At 70.0% G+C, this 25617-nt stretch carries 23 protein-coding genes; 13 read left to right on the top strand and 10 right to left on the bottom strand.

Going from position 1 to position 25617, the window contains the following annotated elements:
* Positions 1-47: 47 nt before the first annotated feature.
* From A5673_RS00110 to A5673_RS00095, 4 genes are read left to right on the top strand one after another with little or no spacing between them, the layout of a single operon-like run.
* On the top strand, positions 48-3035 hold the full coding sequence (locus A5673_RS00110) for a bifunctional [glutamine synthetase] adenylyltransferase/[glutamine synthetase]-adenylyl-L-tyrosine phosphorylase (protein ID WP_068226476.1): 2988 nt from the start codon (positions 48-50) through the stop codon (positions 3033-3035).
* Complete coding sequence (locus A5673_RS00105; RefSeq protein ID WP_082958464.1) at positions 3032-3679, top strand: PaaI family thioesterase; 648 nt, start codon at positions 3032-3034, stop codon at positions 3677-3679. The genes A5673_RS00110 and A5673_RS00105 overlap by 4 nt, the downstream gene beginning before the upstream one ends.
* Positions 3676-4536 carry a TIGR03619 family F420-dependent LLM class oxidoreductase gene (locus tag A5673_RS00100; RefSeq protein WP_068226475.1) on the top strand — a complete coding sequence of 287 codons (861 nt, stop codon included), beginning with the start codon at positions 3676-3678 and terminating at the stop codon, positions 4534-4536. The genes A5673_RS00105 and A5673_RS00100 overlap by 4 nt, the downstream gene beginning before the upstream one ends.
* A 9-nt stretch (positions 4537-4545) precedes the next feature.
* Positions 4546-4764 (top strand): hypothetical protein, encoded by a 219-nt coding sequence (locus tag A5673_RS00095; RefSeq protein ID WP_066972535.1) that lies wholly within the window; start codon positions 4546-4548, stop codon positions 4762-4764.
* On the opposite strand, the gene A5673_RS28055 is transcribed toward A5673_RS00095, so the two are convergent.
* Positions 4761-4988 carry a hypothetical protein gene (locus A5673_RS28055; protein ID WP_082958463.1) on the bottom strand — a complete coding sequence of 76 codons (228 nt, stop codon included), beginning with the start codon at positions 4986-4988 and terminating at the stop codon, positions 4761-4763. The genes A5673_RS00095 and A5673_RS28055 overlap by 4 nt on opposite strands.
* A gap of 187 nt (positions 4989-5175) precedes the next feature.
* Positions 5176-6612: a type I glutamate--ammonia ligase gene (gene glnA / locus A5673_RS00090; RefSeq protein ID WP_068226474.1), complete on the bottom strand. Its 1437-nt coding sequence runs from the start codon at positions 6610-6612 to the stop codon at positions 5176-5178.
* 202 nt (positions 6613-6814) lie between these two features.
* On the opposite strand from glnA, the gene A5673_RS00085 reads away from it, so the two are divergent.
* Positions 6815-7246 carry an RDD family protein gene (locus A5673_RS00085; RefSeq protein WP_231970755.1) on the top strand — a complete coding sequence of 144 codons (432 nt, stop codon included), beginning with the start codon at positions 6815-6817 and terminating at the stop codon, positions 7244-7246.
* Positions 7247-7337: 91 nt separating this feature from the next.
* On the opposite strand, the gene A5673_RS00080 is transcribed toward A5673_RS00085, so the two are convergent.
* From A5673_RS00080 to sucB, 5 genes are all read right to left on the bottom strand, one after another.
* The gene (locus A5673_RS00080) at positions 7338-8090 is read right to left on the bottom strand and encodes a DUF4191 domain-containing protein (protein WP_068226473.1); all 753 of its coding nucleotides are present in this window, start codon (positions 8088-8090) and stop codon (positions 7338-7340) included.
* 27 nt (positions 8091-8117) lie between these two features.
* Complete coding sequence (gene lipA / locus A5673_RS00075) at positions 8118-9044, bottom strand: lipoyl synthase (protein WP_068226472.1); 927 nt, start codon at positions 9042-9044, stop codon at positions 8118-8120.
* Complete coding sequence (gene lipB / locus A5673_RS00070; RefSeq protein WP_068226471.1) at positions 9041-9739, bottom strand: lipoyl(octanoyl) transferase LipB; 699 nt, start codon at positions 9737-9739, stop codon at positions 9041-9043. The genes lipA and lipB overlap by 4 nt, the downstream gene beginning before the upstream one ends.
* A gap of 99 nt (positions 9740-9838) precedes the next feature.
* Positions 9839-10750, bottom strand: a complete 912-nt coding sequence (locus tag A5673_RS00065; RefSeq protein ID WP_068226470.1) for a TIGR01777 family oxidoreductase — start codon at positions 10748-10750, stop codon at positions 9839-9841.
* Between the two features lie 15 nt (positions 10751-10765).
* On the bottom strand, positions 10766-12553 hold the full coding sequence (sucB, locus tag A5673_RS00060; RefSeq protein ID WP_068226469.1) for a 2-oxoglutarate dehydrogenase, E2 component, dihydrolipoamide succinyltransferase: 1788 nt from the start codon (positions 12551-12553) through the stop codon (positions 10766-10768).
* Positions 12554-12747: 194 nt separating this feature from the next.
* Here sucB and A5673_RS00055 point away from each other — a divergent pair, with 194 nt between their 5' ends.
* The gene (locus tag A5673_RS00055; protein WP_068226468.1) at positions 12748-14520 is read left to right on the top strand and encodes an SDR family oxidoreductase; all 1773 of its coding nucleotides are present in this window, start codon (positions 12748-12750) and stop codon (positions 14518-14520) included.
* On the opposite strand, the gene A5673_RS00050 is transcribed toward A5673_RS00055, so the two are convergent.
* Positions 14517-14858, bottom strand: a complete 342-nt coding sequence (locus tag A5673_RS00050) for an aminopeptidase (protein ID WP_068226467.1) — start codon at positions 14856-14858, stop codon at positions 14517-14519. The two genes, A5673_RS00055 and A5673_RS00050, sit on opposite strands and share 4 nt — an antisense overlap.
* Before the next feature lie 133 nt (positions 14859-14991).
* On the opposite strand from A5673_RS00050, the gene A5673_RS00045 reads away from it, so the two are divergent.
* Entirely contained in the window at positions 14992-15456 is a 465-nt protein-coding gene (locus A5673_RS00045) for an SRPBCC family protein (protein ID WP_231970753.1), read from the top strand.
* A gap of 3 nt (positions 15457-15459) precedes the next feature.
* Positions 15460-17052 carry an NAD(P)/FAD-dependent oxidoreductase gene (locus tag A5673_RS00040; protein ID WP_068226465.1) on the top strand — a complete coding sequence of 531 codons (1593 nt, stop codon included), beginning with the start codon at positions 15460-15462 and terminating at the stop codon, positions 17050-17052.
* Between the two features lie 89 nt (positions 17053-17141).
* Here the strand turns inward: A5673_RS00040 and A5673_RS00035 are convergent, their stop codons facing one another.
* Together A5673_RS00035 and A5673_RS00030 are read right to left on the bottom strand one after the other, a co-directional pair.
* Entirely contained in the window at positions 17142-18692 is a 1551-nt protein-coding gene (locus A5673_RS00035) for a leucyl aminopeptidase (protein ID WP_068226464.1), read from the bottom strand.
* 11 nt (positions 18693-18703) lie between these two features.
* Positions 18704-19828, bottom strand: a complete 1125-nt coding sequence (locus A5673_RS00030) for an adenylate/guanylate cyclase domain-containing protein (protein ID WP_068226463.1) — start codon at positions 19826-19828, stop codon at positions 18704-18706.
* Positions 19829-19872: 44 nt separating this feature from the next.
* On the opposite strand from A5673_RS00030, the gene gcvT reads away from it, so the two are divergent.
* The 5 genes from gcvT to A5673_RS00005 all read left to right on the top strand — a co-directional run bounded on the left by gcvT (position 19873) and on the right by A5673_RS00005 (position 25494).
* Entirely contained in the window at positions 19873-20967 is a 1095-nt protein-coding gene (gcvT, locus tag A5673_RS00025) for a glycine cleavage system aminomethyltransferase GcvT (RefSeq protein WP_068226462.1), read from the top strand.
* A 56-nt stretch (positions 20968-21023) separates the two neighbouring features.
* Positions 21024-22130, top strand: coding sequence for a branched-chain amino acid aminotransferase (locus A5673_RS00020; protein ID WP_068226461.1), 1107 nt, complete (start codon positions 21024-21026; stop codon positions 22128-22130).
* A 59-nt stretch (positions 22131-22189) separates the two neighbouring features.
* Positions 22190-23329, top strand: a complete 1140-nt coding sequence (locus tag A5673_RS00015) for a YncE family protein (RefSeq protein ID WP_068226460.1) — start codon at positions 22190-22192, stop codon at positions 23327-23329.
* A 105-nt stretch (positions 23330-23434) separates the two neighbouring features.
* Positions 23435-23932 (top strand): hypothetical protein, encoded by a 498-nt coding sequence (locus tag A5673_RS00010; RefSeq protein WP_156747733.1) that lies wholly within the window; start codon positions 23435-23437, stop codon positions 23930-23932.
* 269 nt (positions 23933-24201) lie between these two features.
* Positions 24202-25494: a neutral zinc metallopeptidase gene (locus A5673_RS00005; RefSeq protein WP_369806444.1), complete on the top strand. Its 1293-nt coding sequence runs from the start codon at positions 24202-24204 to the stop codon at positions 25492-25494.
* Positions 25495-25617: the final 123 nt, after the last annotated feature.

Below are 25617 nucleotides of genomic sequence, written 5' to 3'. Positions count from 1 at the left end.
CCGGCGGCGCCGATCCGGCTGAGAGAGCGGTCGGTTGCGCTACGGTCGTGGTCGTGACCAAACCCGCGACCGAGCGCCCCAGGCTGCCCAGCGTGGGCCGGCTCGGGTTGGTCGACCCGCCGGCGGGGGACCGCCTGGCGCAGCTGGGTTGGTACCAGCGCGACGACCAGGACTACGTCGACCGGTTGTGGTCGTTGTCGCGCGCCCCGGATCCCGACGCCGTCCTGCGGGTCCTGATCCGGCTGGCGGAGAACCCCGACAGCGACTGGGACGAGCTCAGCGCGGCGTTGCTCACCGAGCGCGGGCTGCGCGGGCGGCTGTTCGCGGTGCTCGGCTCGTCGCTCGCGCTGGGCGATCACCTCGCCGCCAATCCGCAGTCCTGGAAGCTGTTGCGCGGCAAGGCCCACCTGCCGACGCGCGATGAGTTGCTCGCGACGTTCACCACGCGCGTCGAGGAGGCGTTGGCCGGCCCCGGCTCCGCGCTGGCGCGCCTGCGGGTGGAGTACCGCGACCAATTGCTGGTGCTGGCGGCGCTGGACCTGGCCCCGACCGTCGAGGACGAGCCGGTGCTGCCGTTCAAGGTGGTGGCCGCGCAGTTGTCGGACCTGGCCGACGCCGCGCTGGCGGCCGCGCTGCGGGTGGCCGAGGTCGGCGTGTGCGGCGACCGCACGCCGCCACGGCTGGCCGTCATCGCCATGGGCAAATGCGGTGCCCGCGAACTGAACTACGTCAGCGACGTCGACGTCATCTTCGTCGCCGAACGGGCCGACGCGCAGAGCGCGCGGGTGGCCGGCGAGATGATGAAAGTGGCCTCGGAGGCCTTCTTCCAGGTGGACGCGGGCCTGCGCCCCGAGGGCCGCAGCGGTGAGCTGGTGCGCACCATCGAGTCGCACGTCGCCTACTACCAGCGCTGGGCCAAGACGTGGGAGTTCCAGGCGCTGCTGAAGGCCCGGCCGGCCGCCGGCGACGCCGAGCTCGGCGAGCGCTACCTCGCCGCACTGATGCCCATGGTCTGGATCGCCTGCGAGCGTGAGGATTTCGTCGTCGAGGTGCAGGCGATGCGGCGCCGGGTGGAGCAGCTGGTGCCCGCGGAGGTTCGCGGTCGGGAACTCAAACTCGGCAGCGGCGGGCTGCGGGACGTCGAGTTCGCGGTGCAGCTGCTGCAGCTGGTGCACGGCCGCAGCGACGACTCGCTGCACGTCGCCTCCACGGTCGACGCGCTGGACGCGCTGGGCCAGGGCGGCTACATCGGGCGCGAGGACGCGGCGAACCTGACCGCCTCCTACGAGTTCCTCCGGTTGCTCGAGCACCGACTGCAGCTGCAGCGGCTCAAGCGCACCCACCTGTTGCCCGAGGCGGACGACGAGGAGGCGGTCCGCTGGCTGGCGCGCGCGGCGCACATCCGCCCCGACGGCCGGCACGACGCGGCGGGCGTGCTGCGCGAAGAGCTGCGCCACCAGAACGTGCGGGTCTCCGAGCTGCACGCCAAGCTCTTCTATCAGCCGCTGCTGGAGTCCATCGGGCCGGCCGGGCTGGAGATCGCGCACGGCATGACCTCCGAGGGGGCGGAGCGCCAGCTGGCCGCGCTCGGCTACGAGGGCCCGCAGACCGCGTTGAAGCACATGTCGGCGCTGGTCAACCAGAGCGGCCGCCGCGGCCGGGTGCAGTCGGTGCTGCTGCCGCGGCTGCTCAACTGGATGTCGTACGCGCCCGACCCCGACGGCGGCCTGCTGGCCTACCGGCGGCTGTCCGAGGCGCTGGCGGGGGAGACCTGGTACCTGTCCACGCTGCGGGACAAGCCCGCGGTGGCCAGGCGGCTCATGCACGTGCTGGGGACCTCCGCCTACGTGCCGGACCTGTTGATGCGCGCGCCCCGCGTGATCCAGGACTACAGCGACGGCGCGGCCGGCCCGAAACTGCTCGAGACCCAACCCGCCGCCGTGGCTCGCGCGCTGGTCGCCTCGGCGTGCCGCCACGCCGACCCGGTGCGCGCCATCGCCGCGGCGCGCACGCTGCGGCGCCGCGAGCTGGCCCGCATCGGCTCCGCCGATCTGCTCGGGTTTCTCGAGGTCACCGACGTGTGCCGGGCCCTCACCTCGGTGTGGGTGGCCGTGCTGCAGGCCGCGCTGGACGTGCTGGTCCGGGCCAACCTGCCCGACGACGGCCGCGCCGCGCCCGCGCGTATCGCAGTCATCGGCATGGGCCGGCTGGGTGGGGCGGAGCTGGGCTACGGGTCCGACGCCGACGTGATGTTCGTCTGCGAGCCGGCCGTCGGCGTCGAGGATTCGCAGGCGGTGCGGTGGGCGACGTCGATCGCCGAGCAGATCCGGGCGCTGCTGGGCACCCCGAGCGTCGACCCGCCGCTGGAGGTCGACGCCAACCTGCGGCCCGAGGGCCGCAGCGGCCCGCTGGTGCGCACGCTGAGCTCCTACACCGCCTACTACGAACAGTGGGCGCAGCCGTGGGAGGTTCAGGCGCTGCTGCGCGCGCACGCGGTCGCCGGCGACGCCGAGCTGGGCCAGCGGTTCCTGCTGATGGCCGACCAGACGCGCTACCCGCCCGACGGCGTCTCGGCCGAGGCCGTGCAGGAAATCCGCCGCATCAAGGCCCGCGTCGAGGCCGAGCGGTTGCCGCGGGGCGCCGACCCCAACACCCACACCAAGCTGGGTCGCGGGGGGCTGGCCGACATCGAATGGACCGTGCAGCTCATGCAGCTGCGGCACGCGCACGAGATCCCGGCTCTGCACAACACCTCGACGCTGCAATCCCTGGACGCTATCGCCGCGGCCAACCTGGTGCCGGCCGACGACGTGGACCTGCTGCGCCAAGCCTGGCTGACGGCGACGCGGGCGCGCAACGCGCTGGTGCTGGTCCGCGGCAAGCCCACTGACCAGCTGCCGGGGCCCGGGCGGCAGCTCAATGCGGTCGCCGTGGCCGCCGGCTGGCCGACCGACGACGGCGGCGAATTCCTGGACAACTATCTTCGGGTGACGCGGCGCGCGAAGGCGTTCGTGCGGAAGGTGTTTGGGAGTTGAGTCAGGAGGCCGGCGCGTTGGATGCCATTTTCGAGGTGCTCAGCGCGGAGGAGGCGCAACGGGTGACGGCCCGGTACACGCCGCTGGCCGACGCCGTCCGGGAGCTCATCGACGCCACCATCCACACCGCGGCCGACGACGACGTCGTCGCCGACGCGCGCTCCACGATCGAGGCCGTCACCAAGTCGTTGCGGCAACGGACCCGGCCGATCGGGGTGAGCTACCGCGTCGACGGCGCGCGACCGCTGACGCTCGGAAACGCCGCGATCGGCCTGGGCAATCCGATCGCGCCGCCCCTGATCATCCACCACGACGGCGGTGGCCGGTGCTGGAGCGAGTTCGTCCTCGGGGCGGCCTACGAGGGCCCGCCCGCGTTGGTGCACGGCGGGGTGAGCGCCCTGGTGCTCGACCACATGCTGGGCGAGGTGGCCAGCGAGGGCCTGTCCAAACCGCGGTTCACCGGCACCATCACCGTGAAGTACCTGCGCGGCACCCCGCTGGGCCCGCTCCGGTCCGAGGCCTGGATCGAGGGCAAGGAGGGCGTGAAAGTCTTTGCGCGCGGCACCATTTCGGACGCCGCCGGGGTGACCGTCGAGGCCGACGGCGTGTTCATCGAGCCGTCCTGGGTGCGGGCAGCGCAATGAAGTTCTACGTCAGCAGCGCCTTCCTGAACACCCGCGAGATCATCGAGATCGCCAAGGCCGCCGACGAACTCGGCTACGACGGCGTCGGCATCCCGGACCACGTCGTCAACCTGGAGACGCTGGACACCCCGTACCCGTACACCAAGGACGGCCAGCGGCGCTGGCAGCCGTTCACCGACTGGCCCGACCCGTGGGTCCTCGTCGGCGCGCTGGCGCAGGTCACCACGCGGCTGCGCTTCGTCACCACCGTCTACATCCCGGCGATGCGCAACCCCTACTCGGCGGCGAAAGCCATTGGCACCGCCGCCGTTTTGGCGTCGGGACGGGTGGAGCTCGGCATCGGCGTCGGCTGGTGCCGCGAGGAATTCGCGCTGATGGGCGAGCAGTTCGCCGCGCGCGGCAAACGCACCGACGAGATCATCGATTTGATGCGGGCGCTGTGGCGGCCGGGCTGGACGGAATTCGAGGGGGAGTTCTACCGGGCGCCACGGCTGGAGATGGAGCCGACGCCGCCGCCGGTCCCGGTGTACGTCGGTGGACTCAGCGACGTGGCGCTGCGCCGCGCGGCCCGCAACGACGGCTGGATCGGTGACCTGATCAAGACCGACCGGGCCATCGAGGCGGTGGGCCGGCTGCGCGAACTGCGGGCCGAAAACGGGCTTTCAATGGACGATTTCACCATCCTGACGCCCCTGACCGACGCCTTCACCACCGCCGACTACCAGCGCGCCGCCGACGCCGGAATCACCGGCATCATCACCATGCCGTGGATGTTCTACTCGGGACCCGACGCCACCCTGGCCGACAAGATCGACGGCATGCAGCGCTTTCGCAAGGACCTGGCGCTCGACGGTTAAACTTTGCTCGTGGCCTTCACGGTGGTGTTCAGCAACGGCGAACCGCGAGACTACGGTGCCTTCGACAGCTATGAGGTCACCGATGCGGGTGTGCTGATCATCAACATGCACCGCGAGGACGTCGAGCGGCACTACATCGCCCCCGGGGGCTGGCTGGAGGTCGTCGAGATGGCCGAGGGGCAACCCGTCAGGATGACCCGCGGGATCATGGGCCGACGACCCAATTAGCGTGGTCGCGCGAAGCTACGCAGAGGGCCAAGCGGGTCAATAACTCTCAGCGCCAGGACGCGCCGTGCGGCCATCAACATGACCAGGTTGACCGCCAGCCGGCCCAGCGCGATCCGGCTGGTTCGCCTCTTCCAGGTCTTCGGCGGGGAGCCCGCGCGCCGCCCGAGCCAGTAGCCGAGGCACAGGGCTGTTCCGAGCGCGGCGACAAGGGCGAGCGCAGTCATGAGATGAGCGTGCTCGGTCGCTGTCGCGGACAGGTCACATCCGAGTCGAGATCGCGACACATAACCAGTTTGCGAAGACTCGCCGGGAAGCCTCGCAAGGGATGATGTTTCGGCGCGGGAGCCGACATAGAACCGCCCGCGCGGCAAGCGAACCCGCGCGGGCGGCGTCGTCTAACGCCGAGACGGCCTAGACGTCGTAGTACAGCGCGAACTCGTAGGGGTGCGGCCGGATCTGGACCGGCATGATCTCGTTCTCCCGCTTGAAGCTGATCCACGTCTCGATGAGGTCGGGCGTGAAAACGCCTCCCTCGGTGAGGTATTCGTGGTCGGCTTCCAGCCGGTCGATCACCGCGGACAGCTGGGTGGGCGCCTGCGGGATGTTCGCGGCCTCCTCGGGCGGCAGCTCGTAGAGGTCCTTGTCGACCGGCGCCTGCGGCTCGATCTTGTTCTTGATGCCGTCCAGCCCGGCCATCAGCATGGCCGAGAACGCCAGGTACGGGTTGCCCGACGAGTCGGGGCAACGGAACTCCAGCCGCTTGGCCTTCGGGTTGCTGCCGGTGATCGGGATGCGCACGCACGCCGAGCGGTTGCGCTGGCTGTACACCAGGTTGATCGGCGCCTCGAAGCCGGGAACCAGGCGCTTGTAGGAGTTCACCGTCGGGTTGGTGAAGGCCAGCAGCGACGGCGCGTGGTGCAGCAGGCCGCCGATGTAGTGGCGCGCGGTGTCCGACAGGCCGGCGTAGCCGGTCTCGTCGTACATCAGTGGGCTGCCGTCCTTCCACAGCGACTGGTGGGTGTGCATGCCGGAACCGTTGTCGCCGAACAGCGGCTTGGGCATAAAGGTGACGGTCTTGCCCGCCTGCCACGCGGTGTTCTTGACGATGTACTTGTACAGTTGCATGTCGTCGGCCGCGTGCAGCAGCGTGTTGAACTTGTAGTTGATCTCGGCCTGCCCGCCGCTGCCCACCTCGTGGTGGCCCTTCTCCAGGCTGAAGCCCGACGTGATCAGGTTGTGCAGCATCCTGCTGCGCAGGTCGACGTAGTGGTCGACGGGGGCGACGGGGAAGTACCCGCCCTTGGGGCGGACCTTGTAGCCGCGGTTGGGGCTGCCGTCGTTCTCGTTGGGCTCGCCGGTGTTCCACCAGCCGGAGATCGCGTCCACCTCATAGAAGGAGCCGTTGGTCCGCGAGTCGAAGCTGACCGAGTCGAAGATGTAGAACTCGGCCTCGGCGCCGAAGTATGCGGTGTCGGCGACCCCGGTGCTGATCAGGTAGTTCTCCGCCTTGCGAGCGATGTTGCGCGGGTCGCGCGAGTACGGCTCGAGGGTGAAGGGGTCGTGCACGAAGAAGTTCATGTTCAGCGTCTTGGCTTCGGTGAACAGGTCGATGCGCGCGGTCTGGGGGTCGGGCAGGAGCAGCATGTCGGACTCGTGGATGGACTGGAACCCGCGAATCGACGAGCCGTCGAAGGCCAGGCCGTCCTCAAAAACGCTCTCGTCGAAGAACGAAATCGGAATCGTGAAGTGCTGCATGATGCCTGGCAGGTCACAGAACCGGACGTCGACAAATTCGACGTTCTCGTCCTTGGCGAGTTTGAAGACGTCGTCGGGCGTCATTTCCGTCACAGATTGCTCCTTTACTTGGTGATCCGCGGCCTGACGCTATGGAGCGCATGTTGCCCGTCAGTCAACTCGATGTTGCGCAGAGGTTACGTGACCATGCTCCCCGCAGCAGAATCCGGGTCGCCGGCGGGTTCTATTGTGGGGCCATGACCCGCAAGATCGTATCTGGTCGGCTGCACGGGCGCACTAGTTCCCGGAGGCCCCGGTGACCGAGGGTTTGCCGGGGGCGCGATCGGCCTATCCCGGGGAGCGGCTCGGCCTGCCGGAGCGCGGGCCGGGATCGCTGGCGCCGATGGGCCGCCGGCTCGCCGCGCTGATGATCGACTGGCTGATCGCCTACGGTTTGGCGGCGCTGGCGATGGCCCTCGGCCTGCTCAGCCAACGGGCGCTGTCGACGGCGGTGCTGGTCGTGTGGCTCGTGCTCGGCCTGGCGGCGGTGCGCCTGTTCAGTTTCACGCCGGGGCAGTTGGTGCTGGGCCTGCAGGTGGCGTCGGTGGACGGGCGGGTGCCGGTCGGGCTCGGCCGGTTGGCGGTGCGCGGGGTGCTCGTCGCGATGGTCATCCCGGCGCTGTTCACCGACGTCGACGGCCGCGGGCTGCACGATCGCCTGAGCGGCACCGCGGTGGTTCGCCGCTGACGTAGAAGGTGGCGGCGACCCGCAGCGCCCGGTCCCCCAGCTTCGCGGGGGTACCCCCAGCGCCGCGCTTGCGATCGCCGCTGACCGGCGGCTACCGGCGGCGCACGGTGCGCTGCACGCCGCGCATCTTGCCGGCGTTGGGCAGCGGGCCCTTGGGCATGACTGCGGCGCCGGCCCGCGATCCCAGGGCGGCCAACCGCGACTCGAGCGAGTCGATCTGTTTGGCGTTGATGTTGTTCGGCAGGCGCGTGAGGTGGCGCTCCAGCTTGCCCAACGGAACCTCGCCCTCGCCGTTGCCGACGACGATGTCGTAGATCGGCACCTCGCCGACCAGCCGGGCGGTGCGCTTCTTCTCCTGGGCCAGCAGCGGTTTGACCCGGGCTGCGGATCCCTCGCCGACCAGGATGACGCCGGGCCGGCCGAGCACCCGGTGCACAGCGTCGAAGTGACCGGTCGCGGCGACGCCGGGGGTCACCCGCCACTTGCCGCGCAGGTTGTCGAGCACCCACGCCGCGGCGCCGGTTTGACCTTCGGCCTTGCTGTAGATCGAGCGCTGGGCCCGGCGGCTGAAGATGATGAACATCACCAGGGCGCCCAGCAGCACGCCGAGCGGGATGAGCGTGATCATGGTCAACCCGCCGGCCCACACGCCGGCGGCCACCGAGACGCCGACGATCAGCACGAAGGCGCCGATCATGTACGGCAGCAGCCGCTTGTCCTCCTTGCGCTGCATGTTGAACGCCTGCCACAGCTGGCCGCGGCGCTCCTTGGCGGCGGCCTTGCGGGCGGCGGCCGCCTGAGCCCTGGCGGCCTTGTTCTCGGCGGCAGTGCGGGGTTTAGCCATAGTCACCAAGGATACGTAGGTGGCTGATCAGGAGGCGCGGCTGGCGACGGCTTGCGCGTAGAGCCGCCCGGCCCGGTACGACGACCGCACCAGCGGGCCGGCCAGCACCCCCGAAAAGCCCAGCGCCTCGGCGTCGCGGCCGAATTCGGCGAACTCCTCGGGCGTCACCCAGCGCTCGACCGGGTGGTGGCGCGCTGTCGGGCGCAGGTATTGGGTGATCGTCACGATGTCGCAGCCGGCGTCGCGCAGGTCGGCCAGCGCGCCGCGCACCTCCTCGGCGGTTTCGCCCAGCCCCAGGATCAGGTTGCTCTTGGTGACCAGGCCGGCGTCGCGGGCCGCGTTGATCACGTCCAGGCTGCGCCGGTAGGTGAACGCGGGCCGGATCCGCTTGAAGATCCGTGGCACGGTTTCGACGTTGTGCGCCAACACTTCCGGGCGCGACGCGAACACCTCCGCCAGGCGCGCGGGCTCGCCGTTGAAGTCGGGGATCAGCACCTCGACGCCGGTGGACGGGTTGAACTCCTTGATGGCGCGGACCGTCTCCGCGTACAGCCAGGCCCCGCCGTCGGGCAGGTCGTCGCGGGCGACCCCCGTGACCGTCGCATAGCGCAGCCCCATCGCCCGCACGCTGTCGGCGACCCGCCGGGGTTCGTCGCGATCCAGCTCGGCGGGCTTGCCGGTGTCGATCTGGCAGAAGTCGCAGCGGCGGGTGCACTGGTCGCCGCCGATCAGGAAGGTGGCTTCCCGGTCCTCCCAGCATTCGAAGATGTTGGGGCAGCCGGCCTCCTCGCAGACCGTGTGCAGGCCCTCGCGGCGGACCAGGCCCTTGAGCTGGGTGTATTCCGGTCCCATCCGGGCCCGGACCTTGATCCACGGCGGCTTGCGCTCGATCGGCGTCTGGGCGTTGCGCACCTCCAGGCGCAGCAGTTTGCGTCCTTCGGGAGCGACAGTCACATGCCTGATGCTACGCGGGCGACGGGGTGTTCCCGCGCGGGAAGGACGCCGTCCAGTGCGTCGCAGACCGCGGCGGCGACCGCCGCCCGCACCTCGTCGACCGCGACGGTCCGCCCCAATTCGGCGGTCAGGGACGTCACCCCGGCGTCGCTGATGCCGCACGGAACGATCGCGGCGAACGCGCCCAGATCGCAGTCGCAGTTGAGCGCGAACCCGTGCAACGTGGTGGCGCGGGCCACCCGCACGCCGATGGCGGCGACCTTGCGCGCGGGCCGGCCGCCGCCGGCCGGCACCCATACCCCCGACCGCCCGTCCACCCGCACGGTGTCCAGGCCCAGGTCGGCGCACACCTTCATCAGCGAATCCTCAAGGCGCCGAACGTATTTGACCACGTCGAGCGGTTCGGCCAACCCGATGACCGGGTAGCCGACCAGCTGCCCGGGACCGTGCCAGGTGATCTTGCCGCCGCGATCGGTGTCTACCACCGGGGTGCCATCCACCGGCCGCTCGTGCGGTTCGGTGCGCCGGCCGGCCGTGTAGACCGGCGGGTGCTGCAAGAGCAGCAGCGTGTCGGGCCCGCCGGCGACCCTAGTGTCGGCCAGGTCGCGCTGCAGCTGCCAGGCGGTGCGGTAGTCGACCGTCCCCAGCTGGCGGACGTCGATCGCGGCCGCGCTCGACCGCAGGGAAGGACTCACGTTGGTGACGGTACTCCCCCCGCGAGGGTGCGTGTTTGTACGGCGACACGCCGCATTGGGCGTACAACTGCGCACCCTCGCGGCAAAAAGGGCAAAAAGCTAGTCGTGATCCCGCCGGGCGGTGGCGTAGGCGAGCGCCTCCCCAATGGTGTTGTGGTGGAACTGGAAACCGGCGCGCTCCAGCGCCGACGGTATCGCGCGCTGGCCGATGAGCAGTCCCTCGTCGGCGAACTCGCCGAGCGCGGCCCGCACCGCGAAACCGGGCAGCATCAGCGGGGTGGGCCGGTTGACGGCCCGGCCGAAGGCGGTGGTGAACTCGGCGTTGGTCACCGGCGCCGGTCCGGTCATGTTCACCGGACCCGACAGCGACGGGTGTGAGATCGCGAACAGCAGCGCGCGGACCTCGTCTTCGAGGGTGATCCACGACATGTATTGGCGGCCGCTGCCCAGCCTGGCGCCGAGGCCCGTCGCAAACAGCGGCCGCAACCGGCGCAGCGCGCCGCCCGACCGGGTCAGCACCAGGCCGGTGCGGGCCAGCACCACCCGGGTGCCCGCGTATTGGGCCGGCAGCGTGGCGGCCTCCCAGTCCTGGCACAGCTGGGCCAGGAAGCCCGTTCCCGCCCTTGCAGTTTCGTCGACGACGCGGTCTTTGGTGTTGCCGTAGTAGCCCACGGCGCTGGCGTTGATCAGGGTTTCGACGCCCGCGTCGGCGACGGCGTTGGCCAGCACCTCGGTGGGAGCGATGCGGCTGTCGCGCAGGCTCTGCTTGAAGGCGCCCGACCAGCGGCGCTGGCCGATGTTGACGCCGCACAGGTTGACGACGGCGTCGATGTCGACCAGCGCGTCCGCGTCGAAATCGCCGCTCTCGGGGTTCCAGTGCAGTTCGTCGGAGTTCGCCGGCGTCCGGCGCACGATGCGCAGCACCGGGTGGTCGGCGGCGCGCAACGCCGCAGCCAGAGCCGAGCCGATCAGACCGGACGAACCCGCTATCGCGATGACGGGCTTGGCCACAGTTCCCCAAGCCTCCTAAAGACCCAGATCGGCCTCGAACGCGCCCTCTTCGAGCCGGTGCTTGATCGTGGTGAGGAAACGCCCGGCATCGGCCCCGTCGATCAGCCGATGGTCGTAGGTCAGCGGGAGGTAGCACACGGAGCGGACACCGATCGACTCGTTGCCGAACTCGTCGACGATCACCCGCGGCCGCTTGACGATCGCGCCGGTGCCCAGCATGGCGGCCTGCGGCGGAACCAGGATCGGGGTGTCGAACAGGGCCCCCTGGCTGCCGATGTTGGTGATCGTGAACGTGCCCCCCGACAGCTCGTCCGGCTTCAGGTTGCCCGAGCGGGCGCGCTCGGCGATGTCGGCGATCGCCCGGGCCAGCCCCGCCAGCGACAGGTCGCCGGCGTTGTGGACGACGGGGGAGAGCAGCCCCTGCTCGGTGTCGACGGCGAAGCCGAGGTGTTCGGCGTCGTAGTAGGTGATCTCCTTGGTGTCCTCGTTGTAGCTGGCGTTGATGTTCGGGTGGATCTTGAGGGCGTCGATCACGGCCCGGGCGATGAACGGCAGGAACGTCAGGTTCACGCCCTCACGCTCGGCGAACGCGGACTTGGCCTTGGCGCGCAGCCCCACGATCTTGGTCATGTCGACCTCGTGGGTCTGGGTCAGCTGGGCCGTGGCCTGCAGCGATTCCCGGGTTTTGGCCGCGGTGATCTGCCGGATGCGGCTGGCCTTCTGCGTGGTGCCGCGCAGGTGCGCCAGCGCGGGCGCCGGGGTGGCCGCGGCGGCCGGAGCCGCCTTCGCGGGCTGCGCGGCCGGCGCGGCGGCGGGTGCCGGAGCCGGCGGGGGCGCCTTCTTCTTCTCCGCGGCGGCAAGCACGTCCTGCTTGCGGATGCGACCGCCCACCCCGGTGCCCGTGACCTCGGACAGGTCGATGTTGTTCTCGTTGGCCAACTTTCGCACCAGCGGGGTCACGTACGGCGACCCGTCGCTACTCGGGCCGCCGGATTCCGCCGCGGGCGCCGGTGCCGGCTGCGGTTTCGGCGCCGGTTCGGGCTGGGCCGCGGGGGCGGGCGCGGGCGCCGGTGTGGCCGCAGGCTCGGGCTTGGGTTCGGGCTTCGGCTCCGGCTTGGGCGCGGGCGGGGCCGGCGGGGCGGACGGGGCGCTCGCGGCGGGTGCGTCGGCGCTCGAGCCGATCCGCGCCAGCTCGCCGCCCACCGGCACGGTCGCGTCCTCCTCGGCGGTGATGCTGACCAGCACGCCGGCCACCGGGGAGGGGATTTCGGTGTCCACCTTGTCGGTGGACACCTCCACCAGCGGCTCGTCGACCTGAACAGAATCACCGACCTTCTTCAGCCAGCGGGTCACGGTGCCCTCGGCCACCGACTCGCCGAGCTCGGGCATCAGCACCGGCTTGGAGTCGCCGGACGCGCCGCCCTGGGCCGGCGGGGCCGGCGCGGCGGGCTCGGGCTCGGGCTGGCGCTGGGGTTGGGCCTCGGCCTGGGGCTGCGGCTCCGGTTCGGGCTCGGGCTCCGGTTCCGGTTGGCTGGGCGCCGCGGGCTGAGCCTGGGGCTGCTCGCCGGCGTCGCCGATGACGGCCAGTTCGCCACCGACCTCGACGGTGTCGTCCTCTTGGGCGACGATCTTGGTCAGCACGCCCGCGGCCGGCGAGGGAATCTCGGTGTCGACCTTGTCCGTCGACACCTCAACGAGCGGCTCGTCGAGTTCGACCGTGTCGCCTTCCTGCTTGAGCCAGCGCGTGACCGTCCCCTCGGTGACGCTCTCACCGAGTGCCGGCATCTGGACGGAGAAGGCCATCGTTTCTGACTCCTCGATCGCTCGTGGGTCGGGGCTGGTCGTGCATCTCGCTTGGAAGGACCGAAGTCGCTATCAAAACTATCCTGTCATTGCGCCTGCCTCGGCACACATCCAGGGCGGAGGCCGCGCGGTTGCCCGGGCGCCCCGAACACCCTTGCTACGGTGTGGCGACGTAGTCACAGCGGGGAGGTCCGGTGCCGGCAATACAACAGGTGCCTCAGCGGTTCGTCGACAGCGCGGACGGCGCACGGATCGCCGTCTACGAGGAGGGCAACCGGGAGGGCCCGACCGTCGTGCTGGTGCACGGCTTCCCCGACTCCCACGTGCTGTGGGACGGTGTGGTGCCGCTGCTGGCCGAGCGGTTCCGGGTGATCCGTTACGACAACCGTGGCGTCGGCATGTCGGCGGCGCCCAAGCCGGTGTCCGCCTACACGATGGCCCGGTTCGCCGACGACTTCGCCGCGGTGATCGGCGAGCTCGGCCCCGGCGGTCCGGTGCACGTCCTGGCCCACGACTGGGGATCGGTCGGCATCTGGGAGTACCTGAAACGCCCGGGCGCCGCCGACCGGGTCGCCTCGTTCACCTCGGTGTCCGGCCCCAGCCAGGACCAGCTGGTCGAGTACATCTTCGGCGGACTGCGGCGACCCTGGCGCCCGCGCAGGTTTGCGCGGGCCATCAGCCAGGCGCTGCGGCTGACCTACATGCTGTTCTTCTCGATCCCGGTGCTGGCGCCGCTGTGCCTGCGGCTGGCGCTGTCGGTTCCCGCCCTGCGGCGCAACGCCGTCGACAACATTCCCGAGGACAAGATCCATCACTCGCCCAAGCTGGCCGGCGACGCCGCACGTTCGGTAAAAACCTATCCCGCCAACTACTTTCGGTCATTCGCCCGGAAGCGGGAGTTGCGCATCATCGACGTGCCGGTGCAGCTCATCGTCAACACGCGGGACAAGTACGTCCGGCCCTACGGGTTCGACGACACGGCGCGCTGGGTGCCGCGGCTGTGGCGCCGCGACATCAGGGCGGGCCACTTCTCGCCGATGTCGCACCCGCAGGTGATGGCGGCCGCGGTGCACGACTTCGCCGACCTGGCCGACGGCAAAGAGCCGAGCCGCGCGATGCTGCGCGCGCAGGTCGGGCGCCCCCGCGGCCGCTTCGGCGACACCCTGGTGGCGGTCACCGGCGCGGGCAGCGGCATCGGGCGCGAGACCGCGTTCGCGTTCGCCCGTGCGGGCGCCGAGCTGGTGGTCAGCGACATCGACGAGGCCACCGTCAAGGAGACCGCCGCCGAGATCGCCGCGCGCGGCGGCGTGGCGCACGCCTATGTCCTCGACGTGTCCGACGCCGGCGCGGTCGAGGCGTTCGCCGAGCGGGTCAGCGCCGAGCACGGCGTTCCCGACATCGTCGTCAACAACGCCGGCATCGGGCAGGCGGGCTGTTTCCTGGACACCCCGGTCGAGGAGTTCGACCGGGTGCTCGAGATCAACCTGGGCGGCGTGGTCAACGGCTGCCGCTCGTTCGGCCGGCGCCTGGTCGAGCGCGGCACGGGCGGCTACCTCGTCAACGTGGCGTCGATGGCCGCCTACGCCCCGCAGCAGTCGTTGATCGCCTACTGCACCTCGAAGGCCGCGAACTTCATGTTCTCCGACTGCCTGCGCGCCGAACTCGACGCGGCCGGGGTCGGGGTGACGACGATCTGCCCCGGCGTCATCAACACCAACATCATCAGCACCACCCGCTTCAGCGTCCCGGTCGGTAAGGACGACGGCGTCGACGGCCGGCGGGGCCAGATCGGCCGGCTCTTCGCGCTGCGCCACTACGGGCCGGAAAAGGTCGCCAAGGCGATCCTGTCGTCGGTCGAAAAGAAAAAACCGATCCGGCCGGTCGCGCCGGAAGCCTATGCGGTCTATGGCCTTTCCCGCGTGGCGCCGCAGGCGTTGCGTAACGCCGCGCGGGTGCGGGTGATCTAGACCGTTTTGGACCCGGCCGGTCGCCGCACCAGCAGCGCACCGCCGATCGCGAGGGCCCCGACGACGGCCAACGGGATCGTCCAGCTCCGCCGGGTGTTCACCGACGACTGGCACTGAGCCACGTAGTCGGTGTGCGGGAGGACCTGGTTCAGGATGGGGATGTTGGCGCCGTTCTTGTCGTTGGCATTCCGGGCGCTGGACATGTCCGCGGCGATCCCGTTCCCGCAGGAGACGGAATTGCCATTGCCGTCCGACACGGACACCGGGACCAGCAACCCGATGAATCCGGCCAGCAAAAGCACGGCGCCCACTGCGATGATGATCCGTCGCACAGTCACTATTAGCCTCCTGTCGAACGCGAGTGTCGTAACGGCGTAGTAACCACTGGCCGCCGCGCCTAAACCGATCCGCCGGTGTCGGGGGTGGATCGATCCGGCGCATGGTTCGCGCCGGCCGGGGTATCCATGGGCGATGACGGCGACTCGACAGATGGCGACCACCCGCGAAGTGCGGGCGTCGCGCCAGCAGCTATGGGATGCGATGACCGACGGGTGGACGTATGCGCAGTGGGTGGTGGGCAACAGCCGCACCCGCGCGGTGGACCCGCATTGGCCGCAGCCCGGTTCCGCGATCAAGCACTCGGTCGGGGTGTGGCCCCTGGTGATCAGCGACCAGACGGTGGTCGAAAGCTGCACGCCGGGTGAGGAACTCGTGCTGCGCGCTGGTCTGGGTGCACTGGGGTCCGCGCGAATAACGTTGCGGCTCATAGACATTCCCGACGGCTGCCGCATCGAGATGATCGAGACGCCGGCCTCGGGGCCGCTGAGGCTGATCCCGGACCGACTGGTGCTGGCCGCCGTCTATCCGCGCAACCGGGAATGCCTGTGGCGGCTGGCGGCGCTTGCCAAACGCCTCGAGCCCAGCGAGGTCAAATAACGCATGGCCGACGAGACGGCCGATGCGGTCGTCATCGGCGCCGGGCACCACGGGCTGGTGGCGGCGTCGATGCTGGCCGATGCCGGCTGGGACGTGCTGGTGCTCGAGGCCCAGCCCGAGCCGGGCGGCGCGGTGCGCAGCGCCGAACTCACGCCGGGCTACATCACCGACCTGTTCAGCTCGTTTTACCCCATGACGGTGGCCTCGCCCGCGATGGCGGCGTTGCGGCTCGAAGACCACGGCCTGCGCTGGTCCCGCGCGCCCGCGGTCGTGGGCCATCCGCGCAGCGGGACCGACGACGACCCGCCCATCATTTACCCCGACCCCGCCCGCACCGCAACGGAATTGGCCCGGCGGGAGCCCACGGACGGCGACAACTGGTGGCGTGCCGTGCAGTTGTGGCAGAAAATCAAATCGCCACTGCTGGACGGGATGCTGGCGCCCTTCCCGCCGGTACGCCCGATGCTGCGGCTGCTGCTGAAATTGGGCACCGCCGACGCGGTGCGGCTCGCCCGCCTGCTGATCGAGCCGGCCAACACCATGGCGGGTCACCTGTTCGACGGCGACGCACCGCGGGTCCTGTTGTTGGGCAACGCGATGCACGCAGACGTCCCACCCGACGCACCGGTCAGCGGTGCGATGGGTTTCCTGATGACGATGCTCGCCCAGGACGGCGGCTGGCCGGTGCCCGTCGGCGGTTCGGGCCAGCTGACGGCGGCGCTGGTGAGGCGGGCCGGCTCGGCCGGCGCGCGAATCGAGTGCAACCAGAACGTTTCCCGCATCCAGGTGCGCGGCGGGCGGGCGGTGGGAGTGACCACCGCCGGAGGGCGGACGGTTCGGGCCCGCCGGGCGGTCGTGGCCGACGTGACCGCGCCGCGGCTGTTTTGCGACATGCTGCCCGCGGACGCGGTGCCGGCCGGGCTGCGCCGCGAGCTCGAGCACTACGCCTGGGATCCGCCGGTGGTGAAGGTCAACTACGCGCTCGACGGCCCCATTCCGTGGCGGGCGAAGGGCTTGCGGGGCGTGGGCACCGTCCATCTCGGGGCCGACGGCGACGGGCTGGTGCGCTGGATGGCCGACCTCAATACCCGGGTGGTGCCCGAGCGTCCCTTCATGCTGCTGGGGCAGACCACCACCGCGGATCCGAGCCGATCGCCGGCGGGTACCGAAAGCGTCTGGGCCTATTCGCATTTGCCGCGCAACATGCCCGACGACGCCGCGGCCGAGCGGCTGGCCACATCAATGGATCAGGTCATCGAGGAGCACGCCCCCGGCTTCGGTGCCGCGGTGATCGACCGCTTCGTGCAACGCCCGTCGGACCTGGAGGCCAGCGACGCCAACCTGCATCTGGGCGCCCTGAACGGCGGCACCGCGCAGCTGCAGCAGATGCTGATCTTTCGTCCCGCGCCGGGGATGGGGCGCGCCGAAACCCCGGTCGAGGGCCTGTATCTGGGCAGCGCGTCGGCCACCCCGGGCGGCTCCGTGCACGGCGCCTGCGGGCGCAACGCGGCGAACGCCGCGCTGGCCGCCGGGGGCGTGACGGGCTGGCCGCGCCGCCAGCTGAGGCGGGCCGTCGTCTCGTTGCTGACGAATTAGGGTCCGACTGCCGTGAGCGTCACGCTGGCGTGACGCTCGGCGGTCAGGGTCACGCCAGCGTGACGCTCGGCGGTGCCGGGGTCGACGAACTAGCCGTTCTCGGCGATGTCCTCCAGCACGGCGAACATGGTGCGGGTCGGCACGCCGGTGCCGCCCTTGGGCGTGTACCCCCAGGGGCTGCCGGTGTTGTAGGCCGGGCCGGCCACGTCGATGTGCGCCCAGCCCACGCCGTCGGCGACGAACTCGCGCAGGAACACCCCCGCCACCAGCATGCCGGCGAAGCGCTGCCCGCTGATGTTGGACAGGTCGGCCACCGTGGACTTCAGGTCGTCCTTGAGTTCGTCGGGCAGCGGCATCGGCCAGCCGTTCTCGCCCACCCGCTGCGAAATCGCGGCCACCCGGTCGCGGAACTCGTCGCTGCCCATCACGCCCGGGATGCGGGCGCCGAGCGCCACCGTCTGCGCGCCGGTCAACGTGGACGTCTCGATCAGGTAGTCCGGGTTGTCCTCACACGCGCGCACGATGGCGTCGGCCAGGATGAGCCGGCCCTCGGCGTCGGTGTTTTGCACCTCGACGGTGGTTCCGCCGTACTGGGTCAGCACGTCGCCGGGGCGCTGCGCCGTCGCCGACGGCATGTTCTCGGCCATCGGCACCGTGGCGATCACGTCGATCGGCAACTGCCGCTGCGCGGCCAGCGCGACGGTCGCGATGACCGCGGCCGCACCGCCCATGTCCGAGGTCATGTAGTGCATCGACGCAGCCGGCTTGATCGAGATGCCGCCGGTGTCGAACGTGACGCCCTTGCCCACCAGCGCCACCTTTTTGGCCTGCTTGGGTTTCTTGGCGAGCTTCGACCCCTTATGGATCAGGCGCACCAGCCGCGGCGGGCGCGACGAGCCCTGCCCGACACCGATCACCCCGCCGTATCCGGCCTTCTGCAGCGCCTTGTCGTCGAGCAGCTCCACCTCGAGGCCGACGGATTCGCCCAAAGCCTTTGCGCGCTTGGCGAATTCGGCGGGGAACAGGTGGCTCGGCGGGGTGTTGACCAGATCCCGGGCGGTGGCGACCGCGGTCGCGACGGCGGCCCCGTGCGCGCTGTCCTTGCCGGCGTCCGTGGCGGTGGACAACACGGTGACCTTGCGCAGCCCCTTGTCCTTCGGTGCGGTCTTGTCGCTGCGGAACTCGGTGAACCGATAGCTGCCCAGGATCAACCCCTCCACGGCGGCCGAGCACACGTCGTCGCCGGGCAACTGGGTCAGCGTGGTGAGCACCGCCTCGGCCCCGCCCAGTGAGCGCGCCGCCACGCCCGCGGCGCGGCGGATCACGTCGGCCGGCCATTCGGGGCGGGGCTTGCCCAACCCGACGGTCAGCACGCTGGCCACGGGCAGCGACGCCACCACCAGCCGGTGCACCTGCTCGCTGCCGCCGGTGGCCTCGAGCGCCCGCAGGCCGGCCTCGATTTCGGCGACGGCGTCGGCCGACAGGAACGGCCCGGCCGCCGAGACGACCGCGCCCGGCTTGTCCTCGTCGCCGGTCGAGACGACGGGCACCACCAATACGGCGGCACCCACGTTGCGCTTGGGCAGCGAGGTGGCGACGGTGACGGTGGGTGCTTGGTAGCCAGGTTCTGTGGTGGTCACGGCCAACCACCCTAATCACCGACGCCGGGGGTTTCCTGGGCAGTGCCCCGGCCGTGCAGTTCGAAGGCGGCCACCGGGCGGTCAAAACCCTTGAGCGTCAACGGTCCGAGGGGGACCGCCGGCCAGTCGGGCAACTCGTCGTACAGCTCGGCCGCGGCGAGGATCTGCCCGGGCGCCGCCGCAGCCACCAGGCGGGCGGCCAGGTTCACCGGGATGCCGAAGTAGTCGCCGTTGATGGCCAGCACCGCGCCGTACGCCAGGCCGGCGCGCACGCCCAGGCCCGTCTCGCGCGCCCGCGGGTGGTCGACGAGATCGACCGCCGCCCGCGCGAGCCGCTCGGGCGACGAGGACACCCACATCACGGCGTCGCCGATGAACTTCACCACCCGGCCGCCGTCGGCGTGCACCAGATCAGCGACGGTGGCCCCGAACTCGGTGAGCAGGTCCGACAGTTGCGCGGGCGTCAGCGCCTGTGTCAACGCGGTGAAGCTGGACAGGTCCGCGAAACCGATGCCGCACACCACGTTCGCCGTTGTGTCGCGCAGCACGCCCTCGAAGTGGGCGCGCGCGCTGGTCAGGTGATGGCGGTGGACGACGTCGATCAGGGCCCCGATGCGGGGCACGAACTCGGCGACCGAGCGGTACGCCTGCGCCGTCGCCAGCTCGTCGTGGGTGTAGTTCATCTGGATGTCCGGAGTGCCGGCGCGGATCACCGACGACTCCGCCTCCGCCAGCCGGGCCATGGCGGCGCCGAGCGCCCGCAGCATGCCGAGCGCCCCGTCCTCACCCACCACCGCCTTGAGTCCCACCCAGGTCGACAGGGCGTCGACGTCGGCCTGGCTCAGGGCGGGGACGTCGGGACCGGCGACGGTCAGGCCGAGCGAAGCCCACGCGTGCGCCACGTCCTCGGCGGTCAGGCCGAGTTGGTCGGCGGCGGATTGCAGCGTATGGATCGGGCGGCCCGTCCAGGCCAGGACGTCGCCGGCCAGCCCGAACAGCCGCCCGCGGCGTTCGGCCTCCGCCATGTCGCCGACGGTGAAGCCGAGCCCGCCCAGGTACTTGATCAGGTCGGCCCGCTCGCGCGGGTTCGCGATACCCGCGGCCTCCAGCTGCTCGAAATCGAGCGGACCCGACACCTGCCCAAGTGTGCCAGCAGCGGAGCCGATTAGGGTAAGGCGTCGTGACCGAGCTGCAGCACGGACCGCTGGACGACCGCCATCGCGACCTGGGCGCCAATTTCGCCGAGTTCAGCGGGTGGTCGATGCCGGTGTCCTACGCCGGCACGGTCAGCGAACACAACGCCACCCGCAACGCGGTCGGCCTCTTCGACGTCAGCCACCTCGGAAAGGCGCTGGTGCGCGGGCCGGGCGCGGCGGAATTCGTCAACTCCGCGCTCACCAACGACCTGCGCCGCATCGGCCCGGGCCAGGCGCAATACACGCTGTGCTGCACCGAATCCGGCGGCGTCATCGACGACCTGATCGCCTACTACGTCAGCGACGACGAGATCTTCCTGGTGCCCAACGCCGCCAACACCGCCGCGGTGGTCGAGGCGCTGCGGGCCGCGGCCCCGGCCGGTCTGACCATCACCAACGAGCATCGCTCCTATGCGGTGCTGGCCGTGCAGGGCCCGCGATCGGCGGACGTGCTTTCCGAGCTGAGCCTGCCGGCCGAAATGGATTACATGGGCTACGCCGACGCCACCTATTCGGGCGTGCCGGTGCGCGTCTGTCGCACCGGGTACACCGGCGAGCACGGCTACGAGTTGCTGCCACCGTGGGATTCCGCGGGTGTGGTGTTCGACGGGCTGATCGCGGCGGTGCGGGCCGCCGGGGGATCCCCGGCCGGCCTGGGCGCCCGCGACACGCTGCGCACCGAGATGGGCTATCCGCTGCACGGGCACGAACTTTCGCTCGACATTTCGCCGCTGCAGGCCCGCTGCGGCTGGGCGGTCGGCTGGAAGAAGGACGCGTTCTTCGGCCGCGACGCGCTGCTGGCCGAGAAGGAAGCCGGACCGCGGCGGCTGCTGCGCGGGCTGCGGATGGTAGGCCGGGGGGTGCTCCGCCCCGGGCTGACCGTCCTGGCCGGGGACGCCCCCGTCGGCGTCACCACCTCCGGGACGTTTTCGCCGACGCTGCAGGCCGGCATCGGGCTGGCGTTGATCGACACCGACGCCGGCGTCGACGACGGCCGGCACATCACCGTCGACGTCCGCGGCCGCGCGGTCGAGTGCGAGGTCGTGCGGCCGCCCTTCGTCGCCGTGAAAACGCGTTAGGCGACAGGGCTTCACGTGAGAAAAACTCGTTGCCCCACGGATATAGAATCGGCCCCATGACCAGCGGCTCGCTCGAGTTCACGGTTCTACGCGCGTCCAATCCGGCGACCGAGGCGCTACGCGAATCGATCCTGGCGGACCCGGGCTTCGGCAGATACTTCACCGACCACATGGTGTCGATCGACTACGACGAGGGCCGGGGCTGGCACAACGCGCGGGTCATCCCGTACGGCCCGATCGAGCTGGACCCGTCGGCGATCGTGCTGCACTACGCGCAGGAGGTGTTCGAGGGCCTCAAGGCGTACCGCTGGGCGGACAACTCGATCGTGTCGTTTCGCGCGGAGGCCAACGCGGCCAGGATGCGTTCGTCGGCGCGGCGGCTGGCGATCCCCGAGCTGCCCGAGAGCCTGTTCGTCGAATCCCTTTGCCAGCTCGTCGCTGTCGACAAGGCGTGGGTGCCGCCAAGCGGCGGCGAGGAGGCGCTGTACCTGCGGCCGTTCATCTTCGCGACCGAGCCGGGGCTGGGCGTGCGGCCAGCCAAGCAGTACCGCTACCTGCTGATCGCCTCGCCGGCCGGCGCCTACTTCAAGGGCGGCATCAGCCCCGTCACCGTGTGGGTGTCGACGGAATACGTGCGCGCCAGCCCCGGCGGCACGGGGGCGGCCAAGTTCGGCGGGAACTACGCCGCCTCGCTGCTGGCCCAGGCGGAGGCCGCCGCAAACGACTGCGACCAAGTGGTCTGGCTGGACGCGGTCGAGCGCCGCTTCATCGAAGAAATGGGCGGGATGAACCTGTTCTTCGTGTTCGGCAGCGGCGGCTCGGCGCGGCTGGTCACACCGGAACTGTCCGGCTCGCTGCTGCCCGGCATCACCCGGGACTCGTTGCTGCAGTTGGCCATTGACGCCGGGTTCTCAGTCGAGGAGCGCAGGATCGACATCGACGAGTGGCAGAAGAAGGCCGCCGCCGGGGAGATCACTGAGGTGTTCGCCTGCGGCACCGCCGCCGTCATCACCCCGGTGTCGCGGGTGCGCCACGGCGACACCGAGTTCACCATCGCCGACGGGGAACCGGGCGAGGTGACGATGGCCCTGCGCGACACGCTGACCGGGATCCAGCGCGGCACCTTCGCCGACACGCACGGCTGGATGGCCCGGCTGGGCTGAGGGCCGATTGTCGGCAAACCGTTGATCGGCGCGCGCGGCGGGTGCGATGATCGCCGTTTATGCGTGCCAGCTTTGCCGGTGTGACGGTCGGTGCGGGCTTCGGTCGGCTGCGCCGATCGGGTTCGGCGTTGGTGACCTTGCTCGTCATGACCGCCGCCGGCTGTTCGCACGCCCCGGCGCCGCAATCGCAATCGCAGTCGCAATCGCCCCCGTCCTCGGCGCCGGCGAAAGACCAAGGTGTCACCTTCATCGAGTTGCCGTTTCATCCCACCGAATTGGCGTACAGCTCGGGGTCGGCGAAGTTGTATGTGTTCCAAACGTTTCCGAGCTGGGGCACGATTTTCGTGGCCTCGACATCCTCGCCCGCTGCCAAACCGGTGCTGCTGGACAACTCCATCTCCCAGCGAGACGTCCACCACATCGCGATCAACAACACGCTCAAGCGTGGTTACGCCCTACTGGATTCGGGCGATGTGCGGGTGTTCAACACCGATACGGACACGCTGATCTCGACAACCCCGCACCGGTCCTGCACGGCGGAGGTGCTCGCGGTCGACGAGGCGGCGGGGCTCGTGTACGGCGGCGGCCTCTCGTCGACCGGGCAATGCCTTGTTCAGTTCGACTCGGCCGGAAAACTGGTGCGCGAGCATGACGTCGCACCCCTCGTCAAGACCGAGAACAGGCTGATTCAGTTCATCGCTGCCGACCCCGTCCGCGGGGGAGTGGTGTACACCGACCCGCGCCACGTGGCGCGCGCCGACCAGAGCCTCAACGAGACGTGGCGGACGCCGGTCAGCGGGCCCAGCGAAGCCAACGACCTGGGCTTCGAACCCAAGACCAACACGGTATACGTCTCGGCGGGGGGCCCACCGGTGGTCGCGCCGGCCAAGATTTCGGTGTACGACGGGGCCAACGGCGCATCGGTCGCGCAGTTCACCGGGCCGGGGTCGGCTCAGGACATGGTGCCCGACGGGGACGGGCGCCTGTTCGCGCTGTTCTTCAATTCCGCTGATGTGTACGAGCTACCGGGTCGGGCGAGTGGGCTCAAGACGTTCACGTCGCTGGGTCACGTTCCGGGATGGTCGCCCAGCGATGCCCAGTGGCTGGCGGTCGACCGGTCCGGGCATCGGCTGTTCGTGTCGCCGGGCGGCAACGACAGGCGCGTGTACGTCTACCCGTACTCAACCGGACCGTCCTGATCGAAATTGTGAAAGCATCCCGCGCCGGCACGGCGGACAGCTAACCTCTCAGGTGATTTTCGGCGCATGCGGGCGGCGGCCCGCATGGGGAGACGCGGGAGTCCGGTGACGGTGACTTTCCTGAGGAGCGGGTCGATACCCCCGCAGCGGCGGAATCTCGCCGCGGTCGGCTTTGGCGTCGTTGCCGCAGTCGCCATGACGGTAGCCGGCTCGGTACCGATCGCCAGTGCCCAAGTTGCCGTTGCGGATTGGCTTTCCCGCGTCGCCGCCCCCATTGGCGACATCCACAAGGCGGAGAACGCCGCGTTCGCCGTCATAGAAGCCCCCAGCACGATCGACGCCGATAAGCTGCTCGCGAGTTGCAGGCAGCTCCGCGATAGCAACGAACGGTTGCGGAACGGCATGCCCACCCCGGACCCCAAACTGACCGTCGAGGTCCAGCAGGCGATCGACAACTTCGAGAGCGCCGCGCAATCCTGCATTGAGTCCGTCTTGATCCATAGCGTCCCGAAACTCACCGATTTTGTGTCGTTTCTGGCAACCGCGGAACAACACTTGTCTCGCGCCGACACCATTCTGGTCACGCTGGCACCGGCCGGGTGAGAGCGATGCCAGCCGAAAGCCCTGGGAGACAGCGATTGATGGATGCCGTGGTCGCCGCGGCATCGGTGATCGTGTTGATTGCCGGCTGTTCGCATCCACCACCCCCGAAACCGCCCGAGTTCCAACCACCCATTCCGGAGGTCCCCAACCCGTCGCAGGTCGCGGGCGCACCCGTAGCGAACGGAACGTCCGGCCTACGGCCAGGGGCTCCCGGACCGACACGACCGATTCAAGACGGTGACGGCGGCGAGATCGACAACTTGGCCGCCATGGCGGTCTCGGACATCGAGCAATTCTGGGCGGGGGCATACGGCTCGCCGCTGAAGGGCAAATTCGTGCCCGTCAACGCCGTGTTTTCGTGGGACTCGCGGTACAAGAACGGCTCCTTCTGCGGGGGGCCGACGAACGGGACCGTCAACGCCATGTGGTGCGGCGACTCCGAAGGACGAGACCAAAACTGCCCCGATGACCGGCCAAGCCCACCGGCGGTGTGCACGCCGTCGGATAACACGATCGGTTGGGATCGAGGCGTGTTGATGCCCCAGGAGCGCGACACGGGCGGCGACATGGGCCCCGTGGTGGTGCTCGCGCACGAGTACGGTCACGCCATCCAGCACATGGCCGCGCTGGTCGACGTCAAAAATGCCGCCACCGCGACCGTGGCCGAACAGCAGGCCGACTGTTTCGCCGGCGTGTACATGCGCTGGGTGGCCGACGGCAAATCCCCCCGCTTCACGCTGAGTACCGGAGACGGCCTGGCGAAGCTGCTGATGGTCATGATCGGCATCCGCGATCCACTGCTGACCGCAGGCGACCCGCACGAGCAAAAATTGGTGCACGGCTCGGCGTTCGAACGTGTCACGGCCTTCCAATTCGGATTCGACGGCGGCGTTTCGACGTGCGCTGGTATCGACGAAACGGAGATCACTCAGCGCCGCAGCAACCTCCCGAAGGAATTGCTCGAACACGGCAACACCGGCGAAACGCCGATCACCAACGAGCTGGCGACCGCGGTGATAGAGGCGATGAACAAGACGTTTGCGCTGGCGACGCCCCCTCGACTTGCGTTCGACCAGCAGCCCTGTCCCGACGCCCGCCCGAGCCCGCCGGCCTGGTACTGCCCGTCGAGCAACACCATCTCGGTCGACATGCCGCGGCTCGTCCTGATGGGCACCAGCCTGGCCCGCGGCTCTCCCCTGGACATGATGGGGCCGCTGTTCGGTGACTACACGGCGTTTTCGGTGTTGGTGTCGCGCTTCATGCTGGCCGTGGAGAAGCAGCACGGCGGATTGGCTCTCGACAACATCAACGCGGGGCTGCGAACCGCGTGCCTGACCGGTGTCGCGACGGCGAAGCTGTCCAAGCCCGTGACCGTGTCGAACGGAGCGACGATCGCGCTGAGCGGCGGTGACGTCGACGAAGCCGTGTCCGGCCTGCTGACCAACGGCCGCGTCGCCGGCAACGTCAACGGCGAATCGGCGCCATCGGTGTTCGCTCGCGTTGCGGCGTTCCGTGTCGGAGTGCTCGGCGACGAAAACGGTTGCCTCAAGCGCTGGCCATGACGCCACCCCCGACAAGACACCTGTCGCGGCCACCTGCGCGTCGATATCCTTTGCCGATGAGCCGATGGCGATGCACGCGGCGCGTGCCGGCACGACCGGCAATGGCGGCCGCCGGATCACCGA

Source organism: Mycobacterium sp. E3198, from assembly GCF_001667015.1.
GTDB lineage: Bacteria > Actinomycetota > Actinomycetes > Mycobacteriales > Mycobacteriaceae > Mycobacterium.
Note: the sequence above shows the minus strand (reverse complement) of the source record. Positions and strands in the feature narration are given on the sequence as shown.